Annotated in this window: 14 protein-coding genes; 9 read left to right on the top strand and 5 right to left on the bottom strand. The window is 72.6% G+C overall.

Annotated elements, in window-relative coordinates:
- Window positions 1-21 precede the first annotated feature (21 nt).
- Window positions 22-1764, top strand: a complete 1743-nt coding sequence (locus ACZ6MA_RS10975; RefSeq protein ID WP_469432825.1) for a pyruvate dehydrogenase — start codon at window positions 22-24, stop codon at window positions 1762-1764.
- Window positions 1765-1825: 61 nt separating this feature from the next.
- Here ACZ6MA_RS10975 and ACZ6MA_RS10970 read toward each other — a convergent pair whose 3' ends face one another.
- Window positions 1826-2395, bottom strand: a complete 570-nt coding sequence (locus tag ACZ6MA_RS10970; RefSeq protein WP_469432823.1) for a DinB family protein — start codon at window positions 2393-2395, stop codon at window positions 1826-1828.
- A gap of 284 nt (window positions 2396-2679) precedes the next feature.
- Here ACZ6MA_RS10970 and ACZ6MA_RS10965 point away from each other — a divergent pair, with 284 nt between their 5' ends.
- Window positions 2680-3144 (top strand): ATP-binding protein, encoded by a 465-nt coding sequence (locus ACZ6MA_RS10965; RefSeq protein WP_469432822.1) that lies wholly within the window; start codon window positions 2680-2682, stop codon window positions 3142-3144.
- Between the two features lie 198 nt (window positions 3145-3342).
- Here ACZ6MA_RS10965 and ACZ6MA_RS10960 read toward each other — a convergent pair whose 3' ends face one another.
- Both ACZ6MA_RS10960 and ACZ6MA_RS10955 read right to left on the bottom strand, forming a co-directional pair.
- The gene (locus ACZ6MA_RS10960; protein ID WP_469432820.1) at window positions 3343-4407 is read right to left on the bottom strand and encodes a DUF2637 domain-containing protein; all 1065 of its coding nucleotides are present in this window, start codon (window positions 4405-4407) and stop codon (window positions 3343-3345) included.
- A gap of 198 nt (window positions 4408-4605) precedes the next feature.
- A complete protein-coding gene (locus ACZ6MA_RS10955) occupies window positions 4606-5484 on the bottom strand; it encodes a (2Fe-2S)-binding protein (RefSeq protein ID WP_469432818.1) in 879 nt (292 codons plus the stop codon).
- A 121-nt stretch (window positions 5485-5605) separates the two neighbouring features.
- Here ACZ6MA_RS10955 and ACZ6MA_RS10950 point away from each other — a divergent pair, with 121 nt between their 5' ends.
- Window positions 5606-6412 carry a GntR family transcriptional regulator gene (locus ACZ6MA_RS10950; RefSeq protein WP_469432817.1) on the top strand — a complete coding sequence of 269 codons (807 nt, stop codon included), beginning with the start codon at window positions 5606-5608 and terminating at the stop codon, window positions 6410-6412.
- A gap of 79 nt (window positions 6413-6491) precedes the next feature.
- Here the strand turns inward: ACZ6MA_RS10950 and ACZ6MA_RS10945 are convergent, their stop codons facing one another.
- A complete protein-coding gene (locus tag ACZ6MA_RS10945; protein ID WP_469432816.1) occupies window positions 6492-7316 on the bottom strand; it encodes a hypothetical protein in 825 nt (274 codons plus the stop codon).
- A gap of 436 nt (window positions 7317-7752) precedes the next feature.
- Window positions 7753-9444 carry a PucR family transcriptional regulator gene (locus tag ACZ6MA_RS10940; RefSeq protein WP_469432814.1) on the bottom strand — a complete coding sequence of 564 codons (1692 nt, stop codon included), beginning with the start codon at window positions 9442-9444 and terminating at the stop codon, window positions 7753-7755.
- 248 nt (window positions 9445-9692) lie between these two features.
- Between ACZ6MA_RS10940 and ACZ6MA_RS10935 the strand changes: the two genes are divergently transcribed.
- The 6 genes from ACZ6MA_RS10935 (at window position 9693) to ACZ6MA_RS10910 (ending at window position 18461) form a co-directional block, all read left to right on the top strand.
- On the top strand, window positions 9693-10580 hold the full coding sequence (locus ACZ6MA_RS10935; RefSeq protein WP_469432812.1) for an FAD binding domain-containing protein: 888 nt from the start codon (window positions 9693-9695) through the stop codon (window positions 10578-10580).
- Window positions 10571-11152: a (2Fe-2S)-binding protein gene (locus ACZ6MA_RS10930; RefSeq protein ID WP_469432811.1), complete on the top strand. Its 582-nt coding sequence runs from the start codon at window positions 10571-10573 to the stop codon at window positions 11150-11152. Before ACZ6MA_RS10935 ends, ACZ6MA_RS10930 begins: the two co-directional genes overlap by 10 nt.
- A gap of 2 nt (window positions 11153-11154) precedes the next feature.
- Window positions 11155-13551: a xanthine dehydrogenase subunit D gene (gene pucD / locus ACZ6MA_RS10925; protein WP_469432809.1), complete on the top strand. Its 2397-nt coding sequence runs from the start codon at window positions 11155-11157 to the stop codon at window positions 13549-13551.
- Window positions 13552-13778: 227 nt separating this feature from the next.
- Window positions 13779-15239: an NCS2 family permease gene (locus tag ACZ6MA_RS10920; protein WP_469432807.1), complete on the top strand. Its 1461-nt coding sequence runs from the start codon at window positions 13779-13781 to the stop codon at window positions 15237-15239.
- Between the two features lie 33 nt (window positions 15240-15272).
- Window positions 15273-16424 carry an XdhC family protein gene (locus ACZ6MA_RS10915; RefSeq protein WP_469432805.1) on the top strand — a complete coding sequence of 384 codons (1152 nt, stop codon included), beginning with the start codon at window positions 15273-15275 and terminating at the stop codon, window positions 16422-16424.
- 219 nt (window positions 16425-16643) lie between these two features.
- A complete protein-coding gene (locus ACZ6MA_RS10910; protein WP_469432803.1) occupies window positions 16644-18461 on the top strand; it encodes a trypsin-like serine peptidase in 1818 nt (605 codons plus the stop codon).
- Window positions 18462-18576: the final 115 nt, after the last annotated feature.

Below are 18576 nucleotides of genomic sequence, written 5' to 3'. Positions count from 1 at the left end.
CGACCCGAGAGGACCGGCCCGATGGCGAAGCAGACCGTGGCGGAACAGACCGTGGACATCCTGGTACGAGCCGGGGTGCGACGGCTCTACGGGGTCGTGGGCGACAGTCTGAACCCCGTCGTGGACGCGATCCGCCGCAACGCCGCCATCGACTGGGTCCAGGTCCGCCACGAGGAGGCGGCCGCGTTCGCCGCCGGGGCCGAGGCGCAGCTGACGGGAAAACTCGCCGCCTGCGCGGGCTCCTGCGGCCCCGGCAATCTGCACCTGATCAACGGCCTCTACGACGCCCACCGCTCCATGGCACCGGTCCTGGCGCTGGCCTCGCACATCCCCAGCAGCGAGATCGGCACCGGCTTCTTCCAGGAGACCCATCCGGAACAGCTCTTCCGCGAGTGCAGCCACTACTGCGAGCTGATCTCCAACCCCGCGCAGATGCCCCGGGTGCTCCAGACCGCCGTACAGAACGCGATCGGCCAGGGCGGTGTCAGCGTCATCGCCCTGCCGGGCGACATCGCGGGCCAGCAGGCCCCCGAGCGCAGCATCGAGCACGCCCTGGTCACCACGCGCCCCACCGTGCGGCCCGGTGACACCGAGATCGAGGCGCTGGCCCGCATGGTGGACGAGGCGGGCAAGGTGACGCTGTTCTGCGGCAGCGGCACGGCGGGTGCGCACGACGAGGTGATGCGCTTCGCGGAACGGGTGAAGGCCCCGGTCGGGCACGCTCTGCGCGGCAAGGAGTGGATCCAGTACGACAATCCGTACGACGTGGGGATGAGCGGGCTGCTCGGCTACGGCGCCGCATACGAGGCGACCCACGAGTGCGACCTGCTGATCCTGCTGGGCACCGACTTCCCGTACAACGCCTTCCTGCCCGACGATGTGAAGATCGCCCAGGTCGATGTGCGACCCCAGCACCTGGGCCGCCGGTCCAAGCTCGACCTCGCGGTATGGGGCGACGTGCGCGAGACGCTGCGCTGCCTCACGCCGAAGGTGCAGGTCAAGAGCAACCGCCGATTCCTCGACAAGATGCTGAAGAAGCACACCGACGCCCTCGAAGGGGTGGTCAAGGCCTACACCCGGAAGGTCGAGAAGCACACGCCGATCCACCCCGAATACGTCGCATCGATCCTCGACGAGGAAGCCGCCGACGACGCGGTCTTCACCGTGGACACCGGGATGAACAACGTCTGGGCCGCCCGCTATCTCACCCCCAACGGCCGCCGGCGCGTGATCGGCTCCTTCACGCACGGATCGATGGCCAACGCCCTGCCGCAGGCGATCGGCGCGCAGTTCCTCGACCGTGACCGGCAGGTCGTCGCCATGTCGGGCGACGGCGGTTTCTCCATGCTGATGGGCGACTTCCTCACGCTCGTGCAGTACGACCTGCCGGTGAAGATCGTGCTCTTCAACAACTCCTCGCTCGGCATGGTCGAGCTGGAGATGATGGTCGGCGGGCTGCCGGCGTACGGCACGACGAACCACAACCCCGACTTCGCGGCCATCGCCAGGGCGGCGGGGGCGCACGGCGTACGGGTCGAGAAGCCCAAGCACGTGCGCGGTGCCCTGCGGGACGCCTTCAAGCACCAGGGCCCGGCCCTGGTGGACATCGTCACCGACCCCAACGCGCTGTCCATGCCGCCGAAGATCAGCGCGGAGATGGTCAGCGGCTTCGCGCTCTCCGCGGGCAAGATCGTGCTGGACGGTGGCGTGGGCCGGATGCTCCAGATGGCCCGCTCCAACCTCCGCAACGTGCCGCGTCCTTAGAGCGGGCCGCAGGCCGCGGGCCGGGCGGGAAGCGGCCGGGGCCGCCCACCGTGGCCGGGTCCTAAAAGCCCGTGGCCCCGTCGATCCGCTCGCGCAGCAGATCGGCGTGGCCGTTGTGCCGCGCGTACTCCGCGATCAGCTTCACCAGGATCACGCGCAGCGACACCGGCTCGCCGCTTCGCCGCTCCCGGCCGGTGGCGTCCAGGGAGGGGGCGGTGGCCACGATCTCGCGGGAGCGCCCGCACTCGGCGCGCCATACCGCGAAGGCATCCTCGACGTCGCCGTCCAGCGCCTCGAAATCCTGGTCCGGGTCATCGTCCGAGTAGTACAGAGGAGGCAGGTCCTCACCGGCGAACTGGATGCGGAACCACCACCGTTCCACCCCGGCGAGATGGCGGAGGAGGCCGTGCAGGCTCAGCCCGGAAGGGGTGACGCCCTTCTCGGAGAGCCGCTTCGGGGGGATGCCGGAACACTTGGCCTCGAACGTCGCCCGGTGCCAGTCGAGGAAGGCGGTCAGGACCTCGCGCTCGCCGCCGACGCGGGGGAGCGGCACCCGATCCGCCTCCGACCAGGGCTGGGCGTAGGCATCGGTCGGCCGCGGGGCCGGGGGCGGTGCTGGAATCTCGGTCATGCGGCGAGTGTCGCAGGGGGCACTGACAATCGGCCCCGGCGCCCGCGAGAGGTGCCGGGGCCGCTATTCGCGTCGGTCGCGGGCCACTCACTCCCGTATTCCAGTCATATCAGCCTGTTGACGCGTCAACAGGCGTCGTTCCCCGAAGAGTGGGGCATGCATTGCCGTGAGCGTGTTCGATCCGGGACGCCGGGGAGGGGTCGGGGCGGCGAAGGATGAAACGGCCAACTGCGAACTGGGTGGACGCGGAGAGCGACGCGGATCGGGAAGGGGCCGCGGTCGGCATGACGTCGGACGGGAACGGAAAAGGGGAATCCGGGCCTTGCTGGGAAAGACGACTCCGGCCGAAGGATCTGACGGCGGTCGGCGAGGTGCGCTCCGCGCTCCGCGAACTGCTGGCGCGCTGGGGGGCGCCGGGGCGGGCGGACACGGCCCGGCTGCTGGCGAGCGAGCTGGTCACCAACGCCCTGGTGCACACCGACGGCGGGGCGGTGGTCACCGTCACCCTCGGCGGGGGTGACGCCGCCGAGGCGAAGGGGCGGCTGCGGGTGGAGGTGCGGGACTTCGTCGCACGGCACCCGACCCTGCACCGGGCGGGGCAGGACGGTGACCCCGAATCCGTCATCGCCGGTGCCGCCACCTCCGGGCGCGGGCTGTTGCTGGTGCACTCGCTGGCGGACGCGTGGGGCGTACGTGCCCACGGCGTCGGCAAAGCCGTGTGGTTCGAGCTGGAGGCTCAGGAGCCGTGACGGCCGACGGCATGGACCGCGGCGGGCGGTGTACTCCGCACGCGCTCCGAGTCGCCCTACCGCGCGGGCAGTTGGCGCTCCCCGGGTGAGGTGGCCCGAGGCCGGCGTGTCGGTACCAGTCGGGCGGCCGGGTAGGATGGGGGTGGTTCGCCACGCGCGCCCCGGGCCGCGCGGCGGCCCAGGGCGGCCGGTTGTCAGTCAGCCGAACTGACGCTCGATCTGGGCGAGTTTGGCCTCCAGTGAGTCGAGTCGCGGGATGGCCTGCGTGTCGTCCTCGGCGGTGAGGTCGATCGGCTCAGGACCGCCGCCGACCGCCTGGAGGGAGCGAACGGGAAGGTGCCCCTGCTCGACTATGGAAGGGTCCGAACCGATCTGTGCGGGTTGCGCGGCGGCGGCCACGGCGGCCGGGCCCGTGGGCCCGCCGGGCGGGCGTGTCTCCACCTGCCGGCCGGCACGGCCGATGCCCCACGCCCGGTGCTGCCGGTTGTAGGCCTTGAGACGGGCCCGCTCCAGCCGTCCGGCCTCCCGGCGGCGCAGCCGGTGCTGTTCCCGCTGCCGTTTGTCCTCGCGGACCTCCTCGACGGCTTCGTCCAGCGTCCGTACGCCCTCGAGCAGCATCAGCGACCAGGCGCCGAAGGTCTCGCGTGGGGCCCGAAGCCACCGCACTATGCGGATCTGCGGCAACGGGCGGGGTACCAGGCCCTGTTCGCGCAGCGCGGCCCGGCGGGTCTGTTTCAGCGCGCGGTCGAAGAGGACCGCCGCCGACAGCGACATCCCCGCGAAGAACTGCGGGGCGCCCGCGTGGTCTATCCCGCGCGGCGCGTGCACCCAGTTGAACCAGGCGGCGGCGCCCGCGAAGGTCCACACCAGCAGCCGTGAGCCGAGGGCCGCGTCGCCGTGACTGGCCTCCCGGACGGCCAGCACGGAGCAGAACATCGCCGCGCCGTCGAGGCCGAAGGGGACCAGATACTCCCAGCCGTCCGTCAGCCCCAGGTTCTGCTGTCCGAAGCCGACCAGGCCGTGGAAGGAGAGCGCGGCGGCGACGGCGGCACAGCAGAAGAGGAGGACGTACGAGGCGATGCCGTAGACGGTCTCCTTGCGGCGCCTGCGCTCCTCGGTGCGTTCCCAGGAATCCGTGGTGCCCGCCGCGTCCTCCGGGCTGCCCCGCCGCCCGCGCGTGAGCACCGCCACCGCCACCAGGGCCCCGGTGAGCGCCACCCCACAGGGCAGCACCCAATTCAGCGGTATGTCGGTCACTCTCATCTTGCTTCCCTTGCTTTGCGGTACTGCGTTTCGCGCGCCATCCTGTCGGAATCGGACCGTTCCCCCAAGGGTTTTGGAGCAAGAGAACGCCAATGGAGGCCAAGGGAATACGGATAGGTGCGAAGCCAGTCGAACGTCGTTCAGGAGAACGGGAATTGCGTTCCCTTCAAACCACTCGAACGGGTGGAATGAAGTCCATCAGCTTGCGGAGAGCCGAGCCAGTCGGTCCGCATCACAGGTGCGTGGACAGGTAAGACAGGTGTCGTCGGGACGCAAGGTATAGAAGAAGCAGCAACTGACCCGGTCCCGGGTCTGCGGCGATCCCGTCGGCGACTTCGCGCCGCGGGCGGCCGGCACGGACAGCTCGCGGAAACCCGCACCCCCGGCGTACGGCGCCGTGGCTCCCGGCAGCAGCAGCGCCAGCTCCCGCAGCACCCGCCGTTCCTCGCCGAACAGCCGGCCCAGATGCCAGAGCCCCTCGGTCATCTCGTCGGTCGCCATGCCCCACAGCGCCCGTGGACCGCGCCTCATGCGCGGGCGGAAGCCCTCCAGCACGGGGCCCAGGTGTTCGGCGACGGCCGACCTCACCTCCGCGCGCAACGCTTCCTCGTCCGGTACGACCAGGGCGCGCGGGTCGGCGGCGGCCGGGTCGTCCGGCAGGCAGGAGAACCGGGTGACGTCGGCCGTCATCCGCCCCAGCGCCCGGTGGAAGGAAACGGCCGCGACGGGCAGCCGCGGCACACGGCGGTGCAGGAACCAGGGGACGGTGACGAGGAGGCAGACCGGCCAGGCGTACCGGTGCAGTCCGAAGCTCGCCACCACGTCGGGGCGGGCGGGCTGCCCGTAGTCGCGCCGGATCTGTGCGTCGTCCCAGGCGAGGTAGGCGTCGAGGTCCGCTCCGCCCGCCGCGAGCCCGGCCGCCGTGACCCAGCCGTCGCCGTCGCGCGGGGGCTCCGTCAGGACGGTCAGCGAGGGGAAGACCCCTGTCAGACGGGCGTACGCGTCGGCCAGGGGGGAGGTCGGGGGAGAGGCGGAACCGGAGGCGCGCGGGGGCGGGGCGGCCGAGGCGGGGACCATGCGGGGACCACCGAATCAACGATATCGATGTCAGGTAAGCCTTACCTTACCGGAATCGTCCGGGGTTTGAACTGTCGCAGGTGCCGCCTATGGTTCGGTATGGACACCCAGGAGGACCCCCATGGAGCAGGGCAGACCCCGCACCGCGGCGCCGCTGCCGAGCGCCGGTGCGCCGACGCGGGCCGTGCCCGCGGCGCGCGGTGAGCACGTCCACGACGAGCGGGAGCACGGCTACGACCACCACCCGGTGCCCGGCGCCCGCCAGGACACCGCCCGGCCGGAGCGGCTCGAGCGCCCCGCGCGCCGGATGCCGCAGCGCTACTCCGTCCGGGGCCAGGTGCTCGACGCGCTGCGCAGGGCACTGGTCAGCGGTGAGCTGACCCCCGGCGAGGTCTACTCCGGCCCGGCGCTCGGCGAGCGTTTCGGGGTGTCCGCGACGCCCGTGCGGGAGGCCATGCAGCAGCTCGTGCTCGAAGGCGCGGTCGAGGTCGTGCCCAACCGGGGCTTCCGGGTCGCCAGCCGTACCGCGCGCGATCTCGCCGAACTCGCCGAGGTGCGGGCCCTCCTCGAAGTGCCCGTCCTGTTGCGGCTGGCCCGCACGCTGCCGGCCCGGACCTGGTCCGAGCTGCTGCCGCTCGCCGAGACCGCCGCCGCGGTGGCGGCGAGCGGCGACCGCGCCGGCTACGCCGAGGCCGACCGGGCCTTCCACCGTGCCGTCCTCGACCTCGCGGGCAACCGCCAACTGGTCACGGTCGCCGACGAACTGCACCGCCGCGCGCAATGGCCCACCTCCCACGGCCCGGCGCGCCACACCGCCGACCTCGTCGCCGACGCGGCCGAGCATGTCGCGCTCCTTGACGCGCTCGCCGCGCGGGATGCCGCTCGCATCGAGTCCTTGGTGACCCGCCATGTCGTGGGCGCGGCCTGACGTTGTGATCCGCGTCCTCAATCGCCGGACGGGCTTGGTTTGGCTGAGGTCAGCCAGACCAGCCCGCCCGGCGCTTCCCCTAGACGGCCGAGTCGGGCGCCCTCTGTTCCGGTACGGCCGCCGCAGGCAAACGGGCGGCCAGCCACGCCGGTACGCCGCCGAGCAGGTGGACCAGGCGGGTGGCCTCCGCGCGGAGCCGGTCCGCCTCGTGCGCGTCGGAGACCACCGCGGCCAGGGACGCCAGTGCCGGGGCGATGCCCACCAGGTAGCCCAACTCCTCCCGGATGCGCAGCGATTCCGTGTAGCCGTGCCGGGCCTCGGCGAGTTTGCCGTCGTGCTCGGCCATCGCCGCCACGTGCCGCCAGGTGAAGGAGAGCAGCAGCCGGTGGCCGTGTGCCGTCGCTCCCGCGTGCGCGCGCTGGAAGGCGGCCGTGGCGTCCGAGGGGTTGTCGGACAGGTGCTGGGCGATGAGCCCCCGGCGGAAGTCCAGCTGCGGGCGGGTCGGGGATCCCGGCCCGAGCAGCGCGGCCGCCCGGCCCAGCGCGGCACGGGCTTCGTCGGCCCGGTCGCGTACGCCCAAAAGGGTGGACGCGTATGCGAGGTGACCCCGTTCGCAGGCCGCCGCCCCCCGCTCCTCGTCATCCATGGCCAAGGCTTCCGCCGACCGCAGAGCGTCCTCGGCGTCCTCCCACCCCTTGGCCGTGAACACGCACCGTTCGATCAGTACCGCCGTGCGGCGCAGTGCCACCCCCGTCTCGGCCGCGGCGCGCGGTGCGAGCAGCGCGGCGGCGTCCTCCCAGCAGGCGCGTGAGCGCAGCCGCCACACGGCTCGTACGAGTGGGTCGTCCCCTTGTGGATCCGGTCCTTGTGGTTCCCATGGCTCCGACAACCCAGAATTCCGCATGGCGGTATCCGCCACAGTGCCCTCCCCAAGCGCGCCGTCGAGCTGGAAGCCGTGCCCGCATCTCAGCACGGGGACCCGGGCGCGGCCAAGGGTCAGGTGTGAAGCAATTCACAAACCCGTGGAGGGGGTCGCGGCCCTTCCGGTGCGCTCGTACGGCGGTCGAAGTCCGTTGCGCCCGAAGGGGGTTGCCGACCCCCGTGCCCCGCGGCTCCCAGCGGTAGCGGCAGATTACCGAAGAGATCGCAGGCCATGGCCTCGGTGCGTGCGTGGCGGCGTGGTGTTCGGGCGGCGTTCGAGACCGCTGTCCGATGGGACGCGGCGAGTTCCCCGGCTGCCGCTGGGAGGTGCACTCGGTGCCGGGCGTCCCCGGCCGGGCGGGACTGGGTGGACCCGGCCCGGCGAGGCGAGGGCGTGCCGCCAGGGGTGAGCGGCGGCGTCAGCTCATCCGCAGGGCCAGGAAGAAGTCCAGCTTGTCCTCCAGGCGCGACAGGTCGCGGCCTGTCAGTTGCTCGATCCTGCCGACCCGGTAGCGCAGGGTGTTCACATGCAGATGCAGGCGTGTCGCGCAGCGGGTCCACGAGCCGTCACAGTCGAGGAACGCCTCCAGCGTCGGGATCAGCTCGGCGCGGTGACGGCGGTCGTAGTCGCGCAGCGGGTCCAGAAGGCGGGCGGTGAAGGCGCGGCGGACGTCGTCGGGCACGAACGGGAGGAGCAGGACGTGGGAGGCCAGCTCCTGGTGGCCCGCGGCGCAGACCCGACCGGGGCGGGCCGCCGCCACCCGGCGGGCGTGGCGGGCCTCCTCCAGGGCGCCGCGCAGCCCCTCCGCGGAGTGCACGGCCGCGCTGACGCCCAGCGTCAGCCGGCCGTCGTCGGCGAGGCCCCGGGAGAGGGGCTCGCGGACGGTGGCGAGGAGGGTGTCGGCGTGCAGACCGGTGACGGCCGCGGGTGCCTCCCCGTCGGCGGGGCCGGTGGGCGAGGACGCCGAGGGGACCGAGGGGAGGGGCACCAGTGCGACCGCCTCGTCACCCGTGTGGGCGACGGCGATGCGCTCGGAGGGGTCGGGGCCGATCGTGCCGGGGTCGACCAGTACCTCTTCCAGCAGGGCCTGGGCGACCGGTCCGCCGGGGATGTCACCGCCTTCCCACTCGACCCGGGCCACCACGATCTGCCAGTGCGGGGCCGCGCCCAGCCCGGGCAGCAGCACCGGTGCGGCCACCCGCAGCCGGGCGGCGATCTCGGCCGGGGCGGCACCCGTCTGGACCAGTTCGAGCACTTCCTGGGCGAGCCGGCGCCGTACCGTGCGGGCCGCTTCGCGCCGGTCGCGTTCGACGGCGATCAGCTGGGTGACGCCGTGCAGCAGGTCCAGCCGTTCCTCCGGCCAGTCCCCGGCGTCCGCCTCGACGGCCAGCAGCCAGTCGGACAGGACCGTCTCGCGCAGGTCGCGGCCGCCGCTGCGGATGGGGAACAGCGAGTACGTGGCACCGGCGGTGGTGACGCGGTGCGGGCCGCGCCGGCCGGTGCGGGAGGCGGCCAGGTGTTCGCCCGCGAGGGCGGCGCTGACCGCGGTGGGCAGCGCGGGCCCGGCGCCCGCCAGCGAGGAGCCCGCGATGGGGCGGCCGCTGGGGGAGAGCACCCAGGCCCGCAGGTCCAGGTCGGAGCCGAGCAGGTCGAGGACCACCTCGGGGCCGCCGCCCGCCGGGCCCGTGGTCATGAGCCTGCGGTGCCGGTCGACGACCGCCGCCAGATCACCGGCGCGCTCGCCGGACACCTGCCGCACGACGTGCTCGGTGATGGAGGCGAAGGACACGTCCTCGTCGACCGAGAACAGCGGCATCCGGTGCCGTGCGCAGGCCAGCACCAGGTCGTCGGGGGTGGAGGCCATCTCCGCCTCGCCCGCCGCGAGCCCCGCCACCCCGGCCGCGGCCAGGATCCGGACGAACCGCTCGGAGTCCTCCGGCTCGCGCCGCCAGGCCAGCCCGGTGAGCACCAGCTCGCCGCCGGACAGATACCGGCTCGGGTCCCGCAGGTCGGTGGTCATCACGCCGCGCACGGTGCGGTCCAGCTCGTCCCCGCCGCCGAGCAGCCGAAGGCCCAGCGCATCCGTCTCCAGCAGTGCGCGCAGCCGCATCGTGGTCGCCGCCGATCTGTCTTGTTTGTCACCAGTGGAATGCCGTGAGGTTTCCGAACCCCGTCTTTCGTTCGAATCTACAAGACATGAGCCACGGCCAGCCAACCGCTTCATGGTTTCCGTGACTGCACCCGGGCCCCCGCCCCTCTGTGTACTGGGCCCACTCCGCATGAACAGGACATGAACGGCCCCACGGAACCCCTCACCACCCCCCTCGCAGCGCCTCCGAGACTCGAGAAGAGAAATCCATGGACTTCCTGCGCCCCGCCAGCTGGGAGGAGGCTCTCGCCGCGAAGGCGGAGCATCCCACCGCTGTGCCCATCGCGGGTGGTACGGACGTGATGGTCGAGATCAATTTCGATCACCGCCGGCCGGAGTACCTGCTGGACCTCAACCGCATCGGCGAACTCTACGAATGGCAGACCGACGAACGCGACGTCCGCCTCGGTGCCGCCGTGCCCTACACGCAGATCATGGAACACCTGCGCGGGGAGCTGCCCGGCCTCGCGCAGGCCTCGCACACCGTCGGCTCCCCGCAGATCCGCAACCGCGGCAGCGTCGGCGGCAACCTCGGCGCCGCCTCCCCCGCAGGCGACGCGCACCCGGCCCTGCTCGCGGCCGGCGCCGACGTCGAGGCGGCCTCCGTGCGCGGCACCCGCCTGATCCCGGTGGAGGAGTTCTACACCGGGGTCAAGCGCAACGCCCTGGAACCCGACGAACTGATCCGGGCCGTGCGCATCCGCAAGGCCGACGGGCCGCAGGCGTTCTCCAAGGTCGGCACCCGCAACGCCATGGTCATCGCCGTGTGCGCCTTCGGCATCGCCCTGCATCCCGAGACCCGCACCGTCCGGACCGGCATCGGCTCGGCCGCACCCACACCCGTCCGAGCCCGGGCGGCGGAGGACTTCCTGCGGGCGGCGCTCACCGAGGGCGGCTTCTGGGACTCCGGGCGCCCCATCACCCCTTCGATCGCCCGGCAGTTCGCCGAACTCGCCGCCGGCGCCTGCAACCCGATCGACGACGTGCGCGGCAGCGCCGGGTACCGCAGGCACGCGGTGGCCGTCATGGCCCGCCGCACCCTCGGCTGGACCTGGGACGCGTACCGTGGAAACGAGAGGAGCGCATCATGCGCGTGAATTTCACGGTCAACGGCCGTCCTCAGGAGGCCGACGACGTCTGGGAGGGCGAGAGTCTCCTGTACGTCCTGCGCGAGCGGCTGGGCCTGCCGGGCTCCAAGAACGCCTGCGAACAGGGCGAATGCGGGTCCTGTACGGTCCGCCTCGACGGTCTGCCGGTCTGTGCGTGCCTGGTGGCCGCCGGCCAGGTCGAGGGCCGCGCCGTCGACACCGTCGAAGGGCTCGCCGAGTACGCCGAGCGGCGCTCCGCGGGCGGCCGGGCGGGCACCCCCCGGGGCACGTCCGCCGACGAGGCGCGGCGGTGGCAGGCCCGGCCGCCGGGGGCGCGCACCGCCGAACTCTCCCCCGTGCAGCAGGCCTTCATCGACGCGGGCGCGGTCCAGTGCGGCTTCTGCACCCCCGGCCTCCTCGTCGCCGCCGACGAACTGCTGGAACGCAACACCGAGCCCTCGGACGCGGACATCCGCGAGGCGCTCTCGGGCAATCTGTGCCGCTGCACCGGCTACGAGAAGATCCTCGACGCGGTGCGCCTCGCGGCGGCCCGCGCGGATCGCGCCGAAGAGGCGGTCTGAGGATGTCCGTCACGCGCACCCCCACCAGCCTCACCCAGGGCAGCCGCACCAGAGGCGGCATCGGCGAGTCCACCCTCCGCCCCGACGGCACCCTCAAGGTGACCGGCGAGTTCGCCTACGCCTCCGATCTGTGGCACGAGGACATGCTCTGGGGCTTCACCCTCCGCAGCCCGCACGCGCACGCCCGGATCGTCTCGGTCGACCTCACCGAAGCGCTCGCCACGCCGGGCGTCGAGACCGTCATGACCCACGCCGACCTGCCGGCCGAGACCCGCTACGGCCTGGAGATCAAGGACACCCCCGTCCTCGCCGACGGCGTCGTCCGCTACCACGGCGAGCCCGTCGCCCTCGTCGCCGCCGACCACCCCGAGACCGCCCGGCGCGCCGCCGCCAAGATCAAGGTCGAGTACGCCGAACTGCCCGTCGTCGTCGACGAGGAGAGCGCCACCGGTCCCGGTGCCCCGCTGCTCCACCCCGGCCGGCGCGATTCCCACGCCGGGCACGTCCCGCACCCCAACATCGTCCACCGGCAGCCCATCGTCCGCGGCGACGTCGCCGCCGCGAAGGCCCGGGCGGACGTCGTCGTCTCCGGCGACTACGAGGTGGGCATGCAGGACCAGGCGTTCCTGGGCCCCGAGTCCGGGCTCGCCGTGCCCGCGGACGACGGCGGCGTCGACCTCTACATCGCCACCCAGTGGCTGCACGCCGACCTGGGCCAGCTCGCCCCGGTCCTCGGCCTGCCCGAGGACAAGGTGCGGATGACGCTCTCCGGCGTCGGCGGTGCCTTCGGCGGCCGGGAGGACCTGTCCATGCAGGCCCACGCGTGCCTGCTCGCGCTGCGCACCGGCAAACCCGTCAAGATCGTCTACAACCGTTTCGAGTCCTTCTTCGGCCACGTCCACCGCCACCCCGCCAAGCTCCACTACGAGCACGGGGCGACCAGGGACGGCCGGCTGCTCTACATGACCTGCCGCATCGTGCTGGACGGCGGCGCGTACGCCTCCTCCTCCCCGGCCGTCGTCGGCAACGCCTCCTCCCTCTCCGTCGGCCCGTACGTCGTGGACAACGTCGACATCGAAGCCCTGGCGCTCTACACCAACAACCCGCCCTGCGGTGCGATGCGCGGCTTCGGGGCCGTCCAGGCGTGCTTCGCCTACGAGGCGCAGATGGACAAGCTCGCCGCCGAACTGGGCCTGGACCCGGTCGAGTTCCGCCGCCGCAACGCCATGGCGCAAGGGGCCGTCATGCCCACCGGCCAGCTCGTCGACTCCCCGGCACCGGTCGCCGAACTGCTGCGCCGGGTCCAGGCGATGCCGCTGCCACCCGAGCGGCAGTGGGTCAGCGCGGGATCCGAGGGCTCCCCGGCCGGTTCGGTCGATGTACGGGCCCTGCCCGGCGGGCTGTCCAACACCACGCACGGTGAGGGCGTCGTGCGGGGTGTGGGCTACGCGGTCGGCATAAAGAACGTCGGCTTCTCGGAGGGCTTCGACGACTACTCCACCGCCCGGGTCCGGCTGGAGGTCGTCGCCGGGGAGCCCGTCGCGGTCGTGCACACCGCGATGGCCGAGGTCGGGCAGGGCGGGGTCACCGTGCACGCGCAGATCGCCCGCACCGAACTGGGCGTCAGCCAGGTGACCATCCAGCCGGCCGACACCCGCGTCGGCTCGGCGGGCTCCACCTCCGCCTCCCGCCAGACGTACGTCACCGGCGGTGCGGTCAAGCACGCCTGCGAGGCGGTGCGGGCCCGCGTCCTGGAGCTGGGCCGGACCGCGTTCGGCGCGTACCACCCGGCGTGGGCCTCTGCCGAACTCCTCCTGGAGGGCGGCAAGGTCGTCACCGACGGCGGGGAGGTCCTCGCCGACCTCGCCGACGTCCTCGGGGACGAGGCCGTCGACATCGAACGCGAATGGCGCCACCGTCCCACCCAGGCCTTCGACCCGGTCACCGGCCAGGGCTTCGGCCATGTGCAGTACTCGTTCGCCGCCCATCGCGCGGTCGTCGAGGTCGACACCGAGCTGGGCCTGGTCAAGGTCGTCGAGCTGGCCTGTGCCCAGGACGTCGGCAAGGCACTCAACCCGCAGTCCGTCGTCGGCCAGATCCAGGGCGGCACCGTCCAGGGACTCGGCCTCGCGGTCATGGAGGAGATCGTCGTCTCGGAGGACGGGCGGGTACGCAACCCCTCCTTCACCGACTATCTGATCCCCACCATCCTCGACACCCCGGCCATCCCGGTCGACGTGCTCGAACTCGCCGACCACCACGCCCCCTACGGGCTGCGCGGCGTCGGCGAGGCGCCCACCCTGTCCTCGACCCCGGCCGTCGTCTCGGCGATCCGCGCGGCGACGGGGCTGGCGCTGAACCGGGTCCCGGTGCGTCCCGAACACCTCACCGGGACCTGAGTCCCGCCGTACGCGTCGCCCATCGGCGTACGGCGCGTACGGCACTCGTCCCATCACCGCCCGGCCCCGTGCCCCCCAGGGGCCGCCGCGGTGCCCCGTTCGTCTCGGGCCGTCCCCCGGGTCGTGCAGCCATGACACATCCCAAATCCCACGCGCGCGTGGGTGCCCCTGTACAGCACCGTCTGGGGGGCGACCCCCAGGCCCCCGCAGTTTGGGAGTAGGCATTCATGACCCAGTCATCACTGGAGCCGGTGACCACGGCGGAGGACGCGGGCGCGGGCTCGCGGCCGTCCGCCGGACGGTCCTGGCTCGACCGGTACTTCCACATCAGCCGACGGGGTTCCACCGTCGCCCGTGAGATACGCGGCGGCATCACCACCTTCATGGCGATGTGTTACATCCTGCTGCTCAACCCGCTGATCCTCTCCGGCCCGGACGCCTCCCACCACACCCTGGGCCACGCGGGCCTGATCACCGCGACCGCCTTCGCCGCGGCCGTGTCCACCCTGCTCATGGGCTTCGTGGGCAAGGTGCCGCTCGCGCTCGCCGCCGGGCTCGGCGTCTCCGGTGTGCTCTCCACCCAGGTCGCACCCCATATGACCTGGCCGCAGGCGATGGGCATGTGCGTGATGTACGGGGTGGTGATCGTGCTGCTGGTCCTCACCGGCCTGCGCGAACTGATCATGAACGCCATACCGCTCGCCCTCAAGCACGCCATCACCATGGGCATCGGCATGTTCATCGCCCTGATCGGCCTGGTGAAGGCCGGTTTCGTGCACGCCTCCACGGGCGGCGGGCCGGTCGTCCTGGGCCCGGCCGGAGAACTCGCCGGCTGGCCGGTGCTGGTCTTCTGCGTCACGCTCCTGATCGTCTTCATGCTCCAGGCCCGTGAGGTGCCCGGTGCGATCCTCATCGGCATCGTCTCCGGCACGGTTCTCGCGGTCGTCGTCAACGCGGCCTTCGACCCCGGCCCCAAGGCGTGGCAGAGCGGACCGCCCGAGCTGAGGGGCAGCGCGGTGTCCATGCCGGACTTCTCCCTCTTCGGGCAGGTGGAGTTCGGCGGCTGGGGCACGGCGGGCGCCATGACCGTCACCATGATCGTGTTCACCCTGGTGCTGGCCGGCTTCTTCGACGCGATGGCCACCATCATCGGCGTCGGCACCGAGGCGAAGCTCGCCGACGACCGGGGCCGGATGCCGGGCCTCAGCAGGGCACTGTTCGTCGACGGCGCGGGCGGTGCGATCGGTGGCGTCTGCGGGGCGTCGGGCCAGACCGTCTTCATCGAGTCGGCCACCGGGGTCGGCGAAGGCGCCCGGACCGGGCTGTCGTCCGTGGTGACCGGAGTGTTCTTCGCCGCCTGTCTGTTCTTCACACCGGTCACCCGGGTGGTTCCCGGTGAAGTCGCTGCCGCGGCTCTGGTGGTCATCGGGGCGATGATGATGAGCAACGCCAGACACATCGACTGGAACGACCGGGCGGTGGCGATCCCGGTCTTCCTCACCGTGGTGCTGATGCCCTTCACCTACTCCATCACCGCCGGGGTCGGGGCGGGGGTCATCGCCTACACCGCCATCAAGGCCGCCCAGGGCAAGTGGCGCGAGCCCGGTGTCTTCATGTGGGCACTGACCGCCGTCTTCGTCGCGTACTTCGCCCTCCACCCCATCGAGCACTGGCTGGGCGTGAGCTGACGCCCGTGCCCCGCGACCGGTAAGGAGACCGCCATGCTGGACATCGCCGAGGAGCTGCACCGGTGGTGCGAACGGGGCCGCGACTTCGCCGTCGCCACCGTGGTCGCCACCCACGGCAGCGCTCCCCGGCCGCCCGGCGCCGCCCTCGCCGTGGACACCGACGGCGAGGCGATCGGGTCGGTCTCCGGCGGGTGCGTGGAGGGCGCGGTCTACGAACTGTGCCGCGAGGCGCTGGTGAGCGGGGAGAGCGTGCTCACCAGCTTCGGCTACTCGGACGAGGACGCCTTCGCCGTGGGGCTGACCTGCGGTGGTGTCATCGACATCCTCGTCACCCCGGTCCGGGCGTCCGGCGCGGGTGCCGACGGAGCGCCTGCCGACGGGGGGAGTGGCGCCGCGACGCTCGCCGCCGCGCTGGCCGCCGCCGCCCGGGGGGAGACGGCGGCCCTCGCACGGGTGGCCGCCGGTCCGGCCGCGCTGGTCGGCCGGGCGCTGCTCGTACACCCCGACGGCACCTGCACCGGCACCCTCGGCGGCCACCCGGCCCTGGACCGCACCGCCGCCGAGGAGGCGGCCGCCCTGCTCGACGCGGGCCGCACCGGCTCGGTGGAGATCGGTGCGGACGGCTCACGCTGCGGGGAACGGGTGGTCCTGCTGGTCGAGTCCCGGGTGCCACCGCCCCGCATGATCGTCTTCGGGGCCATCGACTTCGCCGCCGCCCTGGTCAGGGTCGGCAAGTTCCTCGGCTATCACGTCACGGTCTGCGACGCCCGGCCGGTGTTCGCCACCGCCGGGCGGTTCCCGGAGGCGGACGAAATCGTCGTCGACTGGCCGCACCGCTACCTCGACGCGCAGCAGCTCGACTCCCGGGCCGTCCTGTGCGTGCTGACGCACGACGCGAAGTTCGACGTACCGCTGCTGACGCGGGCGCTACGGCTGCCGGTCGGCTACGTCGGCGCGATGGGATCGCGGCGCACCCACGAGGACCGGCTCGACCGGCTGCGCGCGGCGGGCATGGACGAGCGGGAACTGCACCGGCTGCGCTCACCGATCGGGCTCGACCTGGGGGCGCGCACCCCCGAGGAGACGGCGTTGTCGATCGCCGCCGAGATCGTCGCGAGCCGCCGTGGGGGCTCGGGTGTGCCTCTCACCGGGGCGCACACGCCCATCCACGGCGCGCTGGCCTGATGGTGGGGCGCGGTGGCCTGACCGGCTGGTCGTCGGCTGCGGATCGTAGTGCGCGCACCTCCGCTGCGCGGCGGTGTCCTCACTCCCCCGCTACCGCCGGGGGCCCCAACGGGCTTGGTCGGAGGACGGGCCCGCACGGACCCGGGACCGGCGGAACAAGGCGGGGCGGCATGTGAAAACATGCCCAACACCTTTGTTCCTCCAGCCCAGAGAGTCACATTGTCATCTTCCAGATGGTCCCGGACCCTCGCCGTGGCCCTGTGCATGGCCGCGTGCGGAACGACCGCCGTCGCGACCACCGCGACCGCGGCTCCGGCCCCTCGTGACACGAGCGTCGAGAACTACTGGACCGCCGAGCGGCTGGCCGCCGCCCAGCCCGTCGAGACGGGGCGCAAGGCGGCAGGATCCGCCGGCAAGATCGCGGGCGCTCCCCGGTCCTCCGCCCCCGCGCTCGGCGCGCCCGGCCTCACGGCCGCGGCACCCTCCGGCACCCCCCAGGGCAAGTACGGCGACGGCATCCCCATGGTGGGCACCTTCTTCGCCGCCGGTGGCCCGAGCGGCAACACCTACTGCACCGCGAGCGTCGTCCAGAGCGCCGGCCGCAACCTCGTCCTGACCGCGGGGCACTGCGCCCTGGGGAAGACGGTGCAAGGCAAGAGCATCTTCATCCCGCAGTACCGCAAGGGGAAGGACGCCGCCCACCAGCCGTTCGGCGTCTTCCCGGTGGAGCGCATCTTCACCGACCCGCGCTACAGCCGTAACAGCACCGGCGCCGACTCCGACCTCGACTTCGGTCTCATACGCGTCGGCACCAACGCCAAGGGCGCACGGGTGCAGGATCTCACCGGCGCCCTCCGGCTGACCCCCACGCCCCGCTGGAACAGCACGGTCACCGTCACCGGCTATCCCGTCTCGAACAACCCCGACCAGCGGGCCATCAGCTGCACCGTGCCGACCAAGCGGCTCGCGGGCTACCGCCAGGTCGAGATGCGGTGCGGCGGCTTCTACAGCGGCGTCTCCGGCAGCCCGTGGGTCGCCAACTACGACGCCAAGTCCCGTACCGGCGACGTCATCGGCAACCTCGGCGGCTACAACGGCGGCGGCAACACCAAGGGCGACGACTGGGTGAACTACTCCCCGGTCTACGACCGCCAGATCCAGGCCCTCTACCAGGACGCGGTCGCCGACCGTACGCCCGTCCGCGACGGCGGCGCCTACCGGCCGCAGTCCACGGCCAACCGGCTGCCCGGTGCCGCCTCGACCTGGCGGCACGCCAAGCACATCGCCTCCGGCGACTACACCGGCGACGGGCGCGACGACCTGCTGACGCTGTGGAGCGACGGTGAGGTCAGCCTCTACCCCGGCGACGGCAAGGGCGGCTTCGGCTCCGAGAAGACGCTCGCCAAGGCGGGCAGCTTCTGGAGCCGCGCCGAGGCCGTCACCGGTGGCGACTTCACCGGCTCGGCCCGCTCCGACCTGGTGGTGCGCTGGAGCAACGGCAAGGTCAGCCTCTTCGCGGACGGTGACGCGGCGGGCTTCGGCAAGGAGTACACCCTCGCCGCGGCCGGCTCCTCCCCGTGGAAGTACGCCACCCAGATCACCGCGGGCAAGTTCAACTCCACGGACAAGGCCTCGGACCTGGTCGTCCGCTGGGCCGACGGCGGACTCAGCCTCTACTCGGGCGTGAGTTCCTCCGGCTTCGGCACCGAGCGCCGCCTCGCGGAGAAGGGCTCGTTCTGGAAGAACTCCATCGCCCTCGCGAGTGCCCAGCCCGCCGGCCAGGACCGTTCGAACCTGATGGTCCGCTGGGCCGACGGTTCGCTCGGCGGCTTCGCCCTCTCCGGCTCCGGTCTCACGGGCACCCGCCTCCAGGCGCCCAACGCCTCCTGGCAGCCCGCCGTCATGGTCGCCGGTGACTTCACGACCGGTGGCCGCCGGGACGACCTCGTCGTCCGCTGGTCCGACGGTGAGTCCTCGCTCTACGACAACACCACGGGCTCGGCCCTCGGCACCTGGAACCCGCTGCTCTCTCCCTGAGCCCGGACCTTCCGCCCCCGGGGCGGGAAGGGGGGGGGAGGGGGGGGGGGGGGGGGGGGGGGGGGGGGGGGGGGGGGGGGGGGGGGGGGGGGGGGGGGGGGGGGGGGGGGGTTGC

This window comes from Streptomyces sp. NPDC042259 (assembly GCF_055582085.1).
This window is presented reverse-complemented; position numbering and strand designations above follow the sequence as displayed.

Excerpts from the sequence above, each read along its gene's own strand:
- ACZ6MA_RS10975 (WP_469432825.1), top strand. The coding sequence starts at position 22 with ATGGCGAAGCAGACCGTGGCGGAACAGACCGTGGACATCCTGGTACGA.
- ACZ6MA_RS10970 (WP_469432823.1), bottom strand. The coding sequence starts at position 2,395 with ATGACCGAGATTCCAGCACCGCCCCCGGCCCCGCGGCCGACCGATGCC.
- ACZ6MA_RS10965 (WP_469432822.1), top strand. The coding sequence starts at position 2,680 with ATGACGTCGGACGGGAACGGAAAAGGGGAATCCGGGCCTTGCTGGGAA.
- ACZ6MA_RS10960 (WP_469432820.1), bottom strand. The coding sequence starts at position 4,407 with ATGAGAGTGACCGACATACCGCTGAATTGGGTGCTGCCCTGTGGGGTG.
- ACZ6MA_RS10955 (WP_469432818.1), bottom strand. The coding sequence starts at position 5,484 with ATGGTCCCCGCCTCGGCCGCCCCGCCCCCGCGCGCCTCCGGTTCCGCC.
- ACZ6MA_RS10950 (WP_469432817.1), top strand. The coding sequence starts at position 5,606 with ATGGAGCAGGGCAGACCCCGCACCGCGGCGCCGCTGCCGAGCGCCGGT.
- ACZ6MA_RS10945 (WP_469432816.1), bottom strand. The coding sequence starts at position 7,316 with ATGCGGAATTCTGGGTTGTCGGAGCCATGGGAACCACAAGGACCGGAT.
- ACZ6MA_RS10940 (WP_469432814.1), bottom strand. The coding sequence starts at position 9,444 with ATGCGGCTGCGCGCACTGCTGGAGACGGATGCGCTGGGCCTTCGGCTG.
- ACZ6MA_RS10935 (WP_469432812.1), top strand. The coding sequence starts at position 9,693 with ATGGACTTCCTGCGCCCCGCCAGCTGGGAGGAGGCTCTCGCCGCGAAG.
- ACZ6MA_RS10930 (WP_469432811.1), top strand. The coding sequence starts at position 10,571 with ATGCGCGTGAATTTCACGGTCAACGGCCGTCCTCAGGAGGCCGACGAC.
- pucD (WP_469432809.1), top strand. The coding sequence starts at position 11,155 with ATGTCCGTCACGCGCACCCCCACCAGCCTCACCCAGGGCAGCCGCACC.
- ACZ6MA_RS10920 (WP_469432807.1), top strand. The coding sequence starts at position 13,779 with ATGACCCAGTCATCACTGGAGCCGGTGACCACGGCGGAGGACGCGGGC.
- ACZ6MA_RS10915 (WP_469432805.1), top strand. The coding sequence starts at position 15,273 with ATGCTGGACATCGCCGAGGAGCTGCACCGGTGGTGCGAACGGGGCCGC.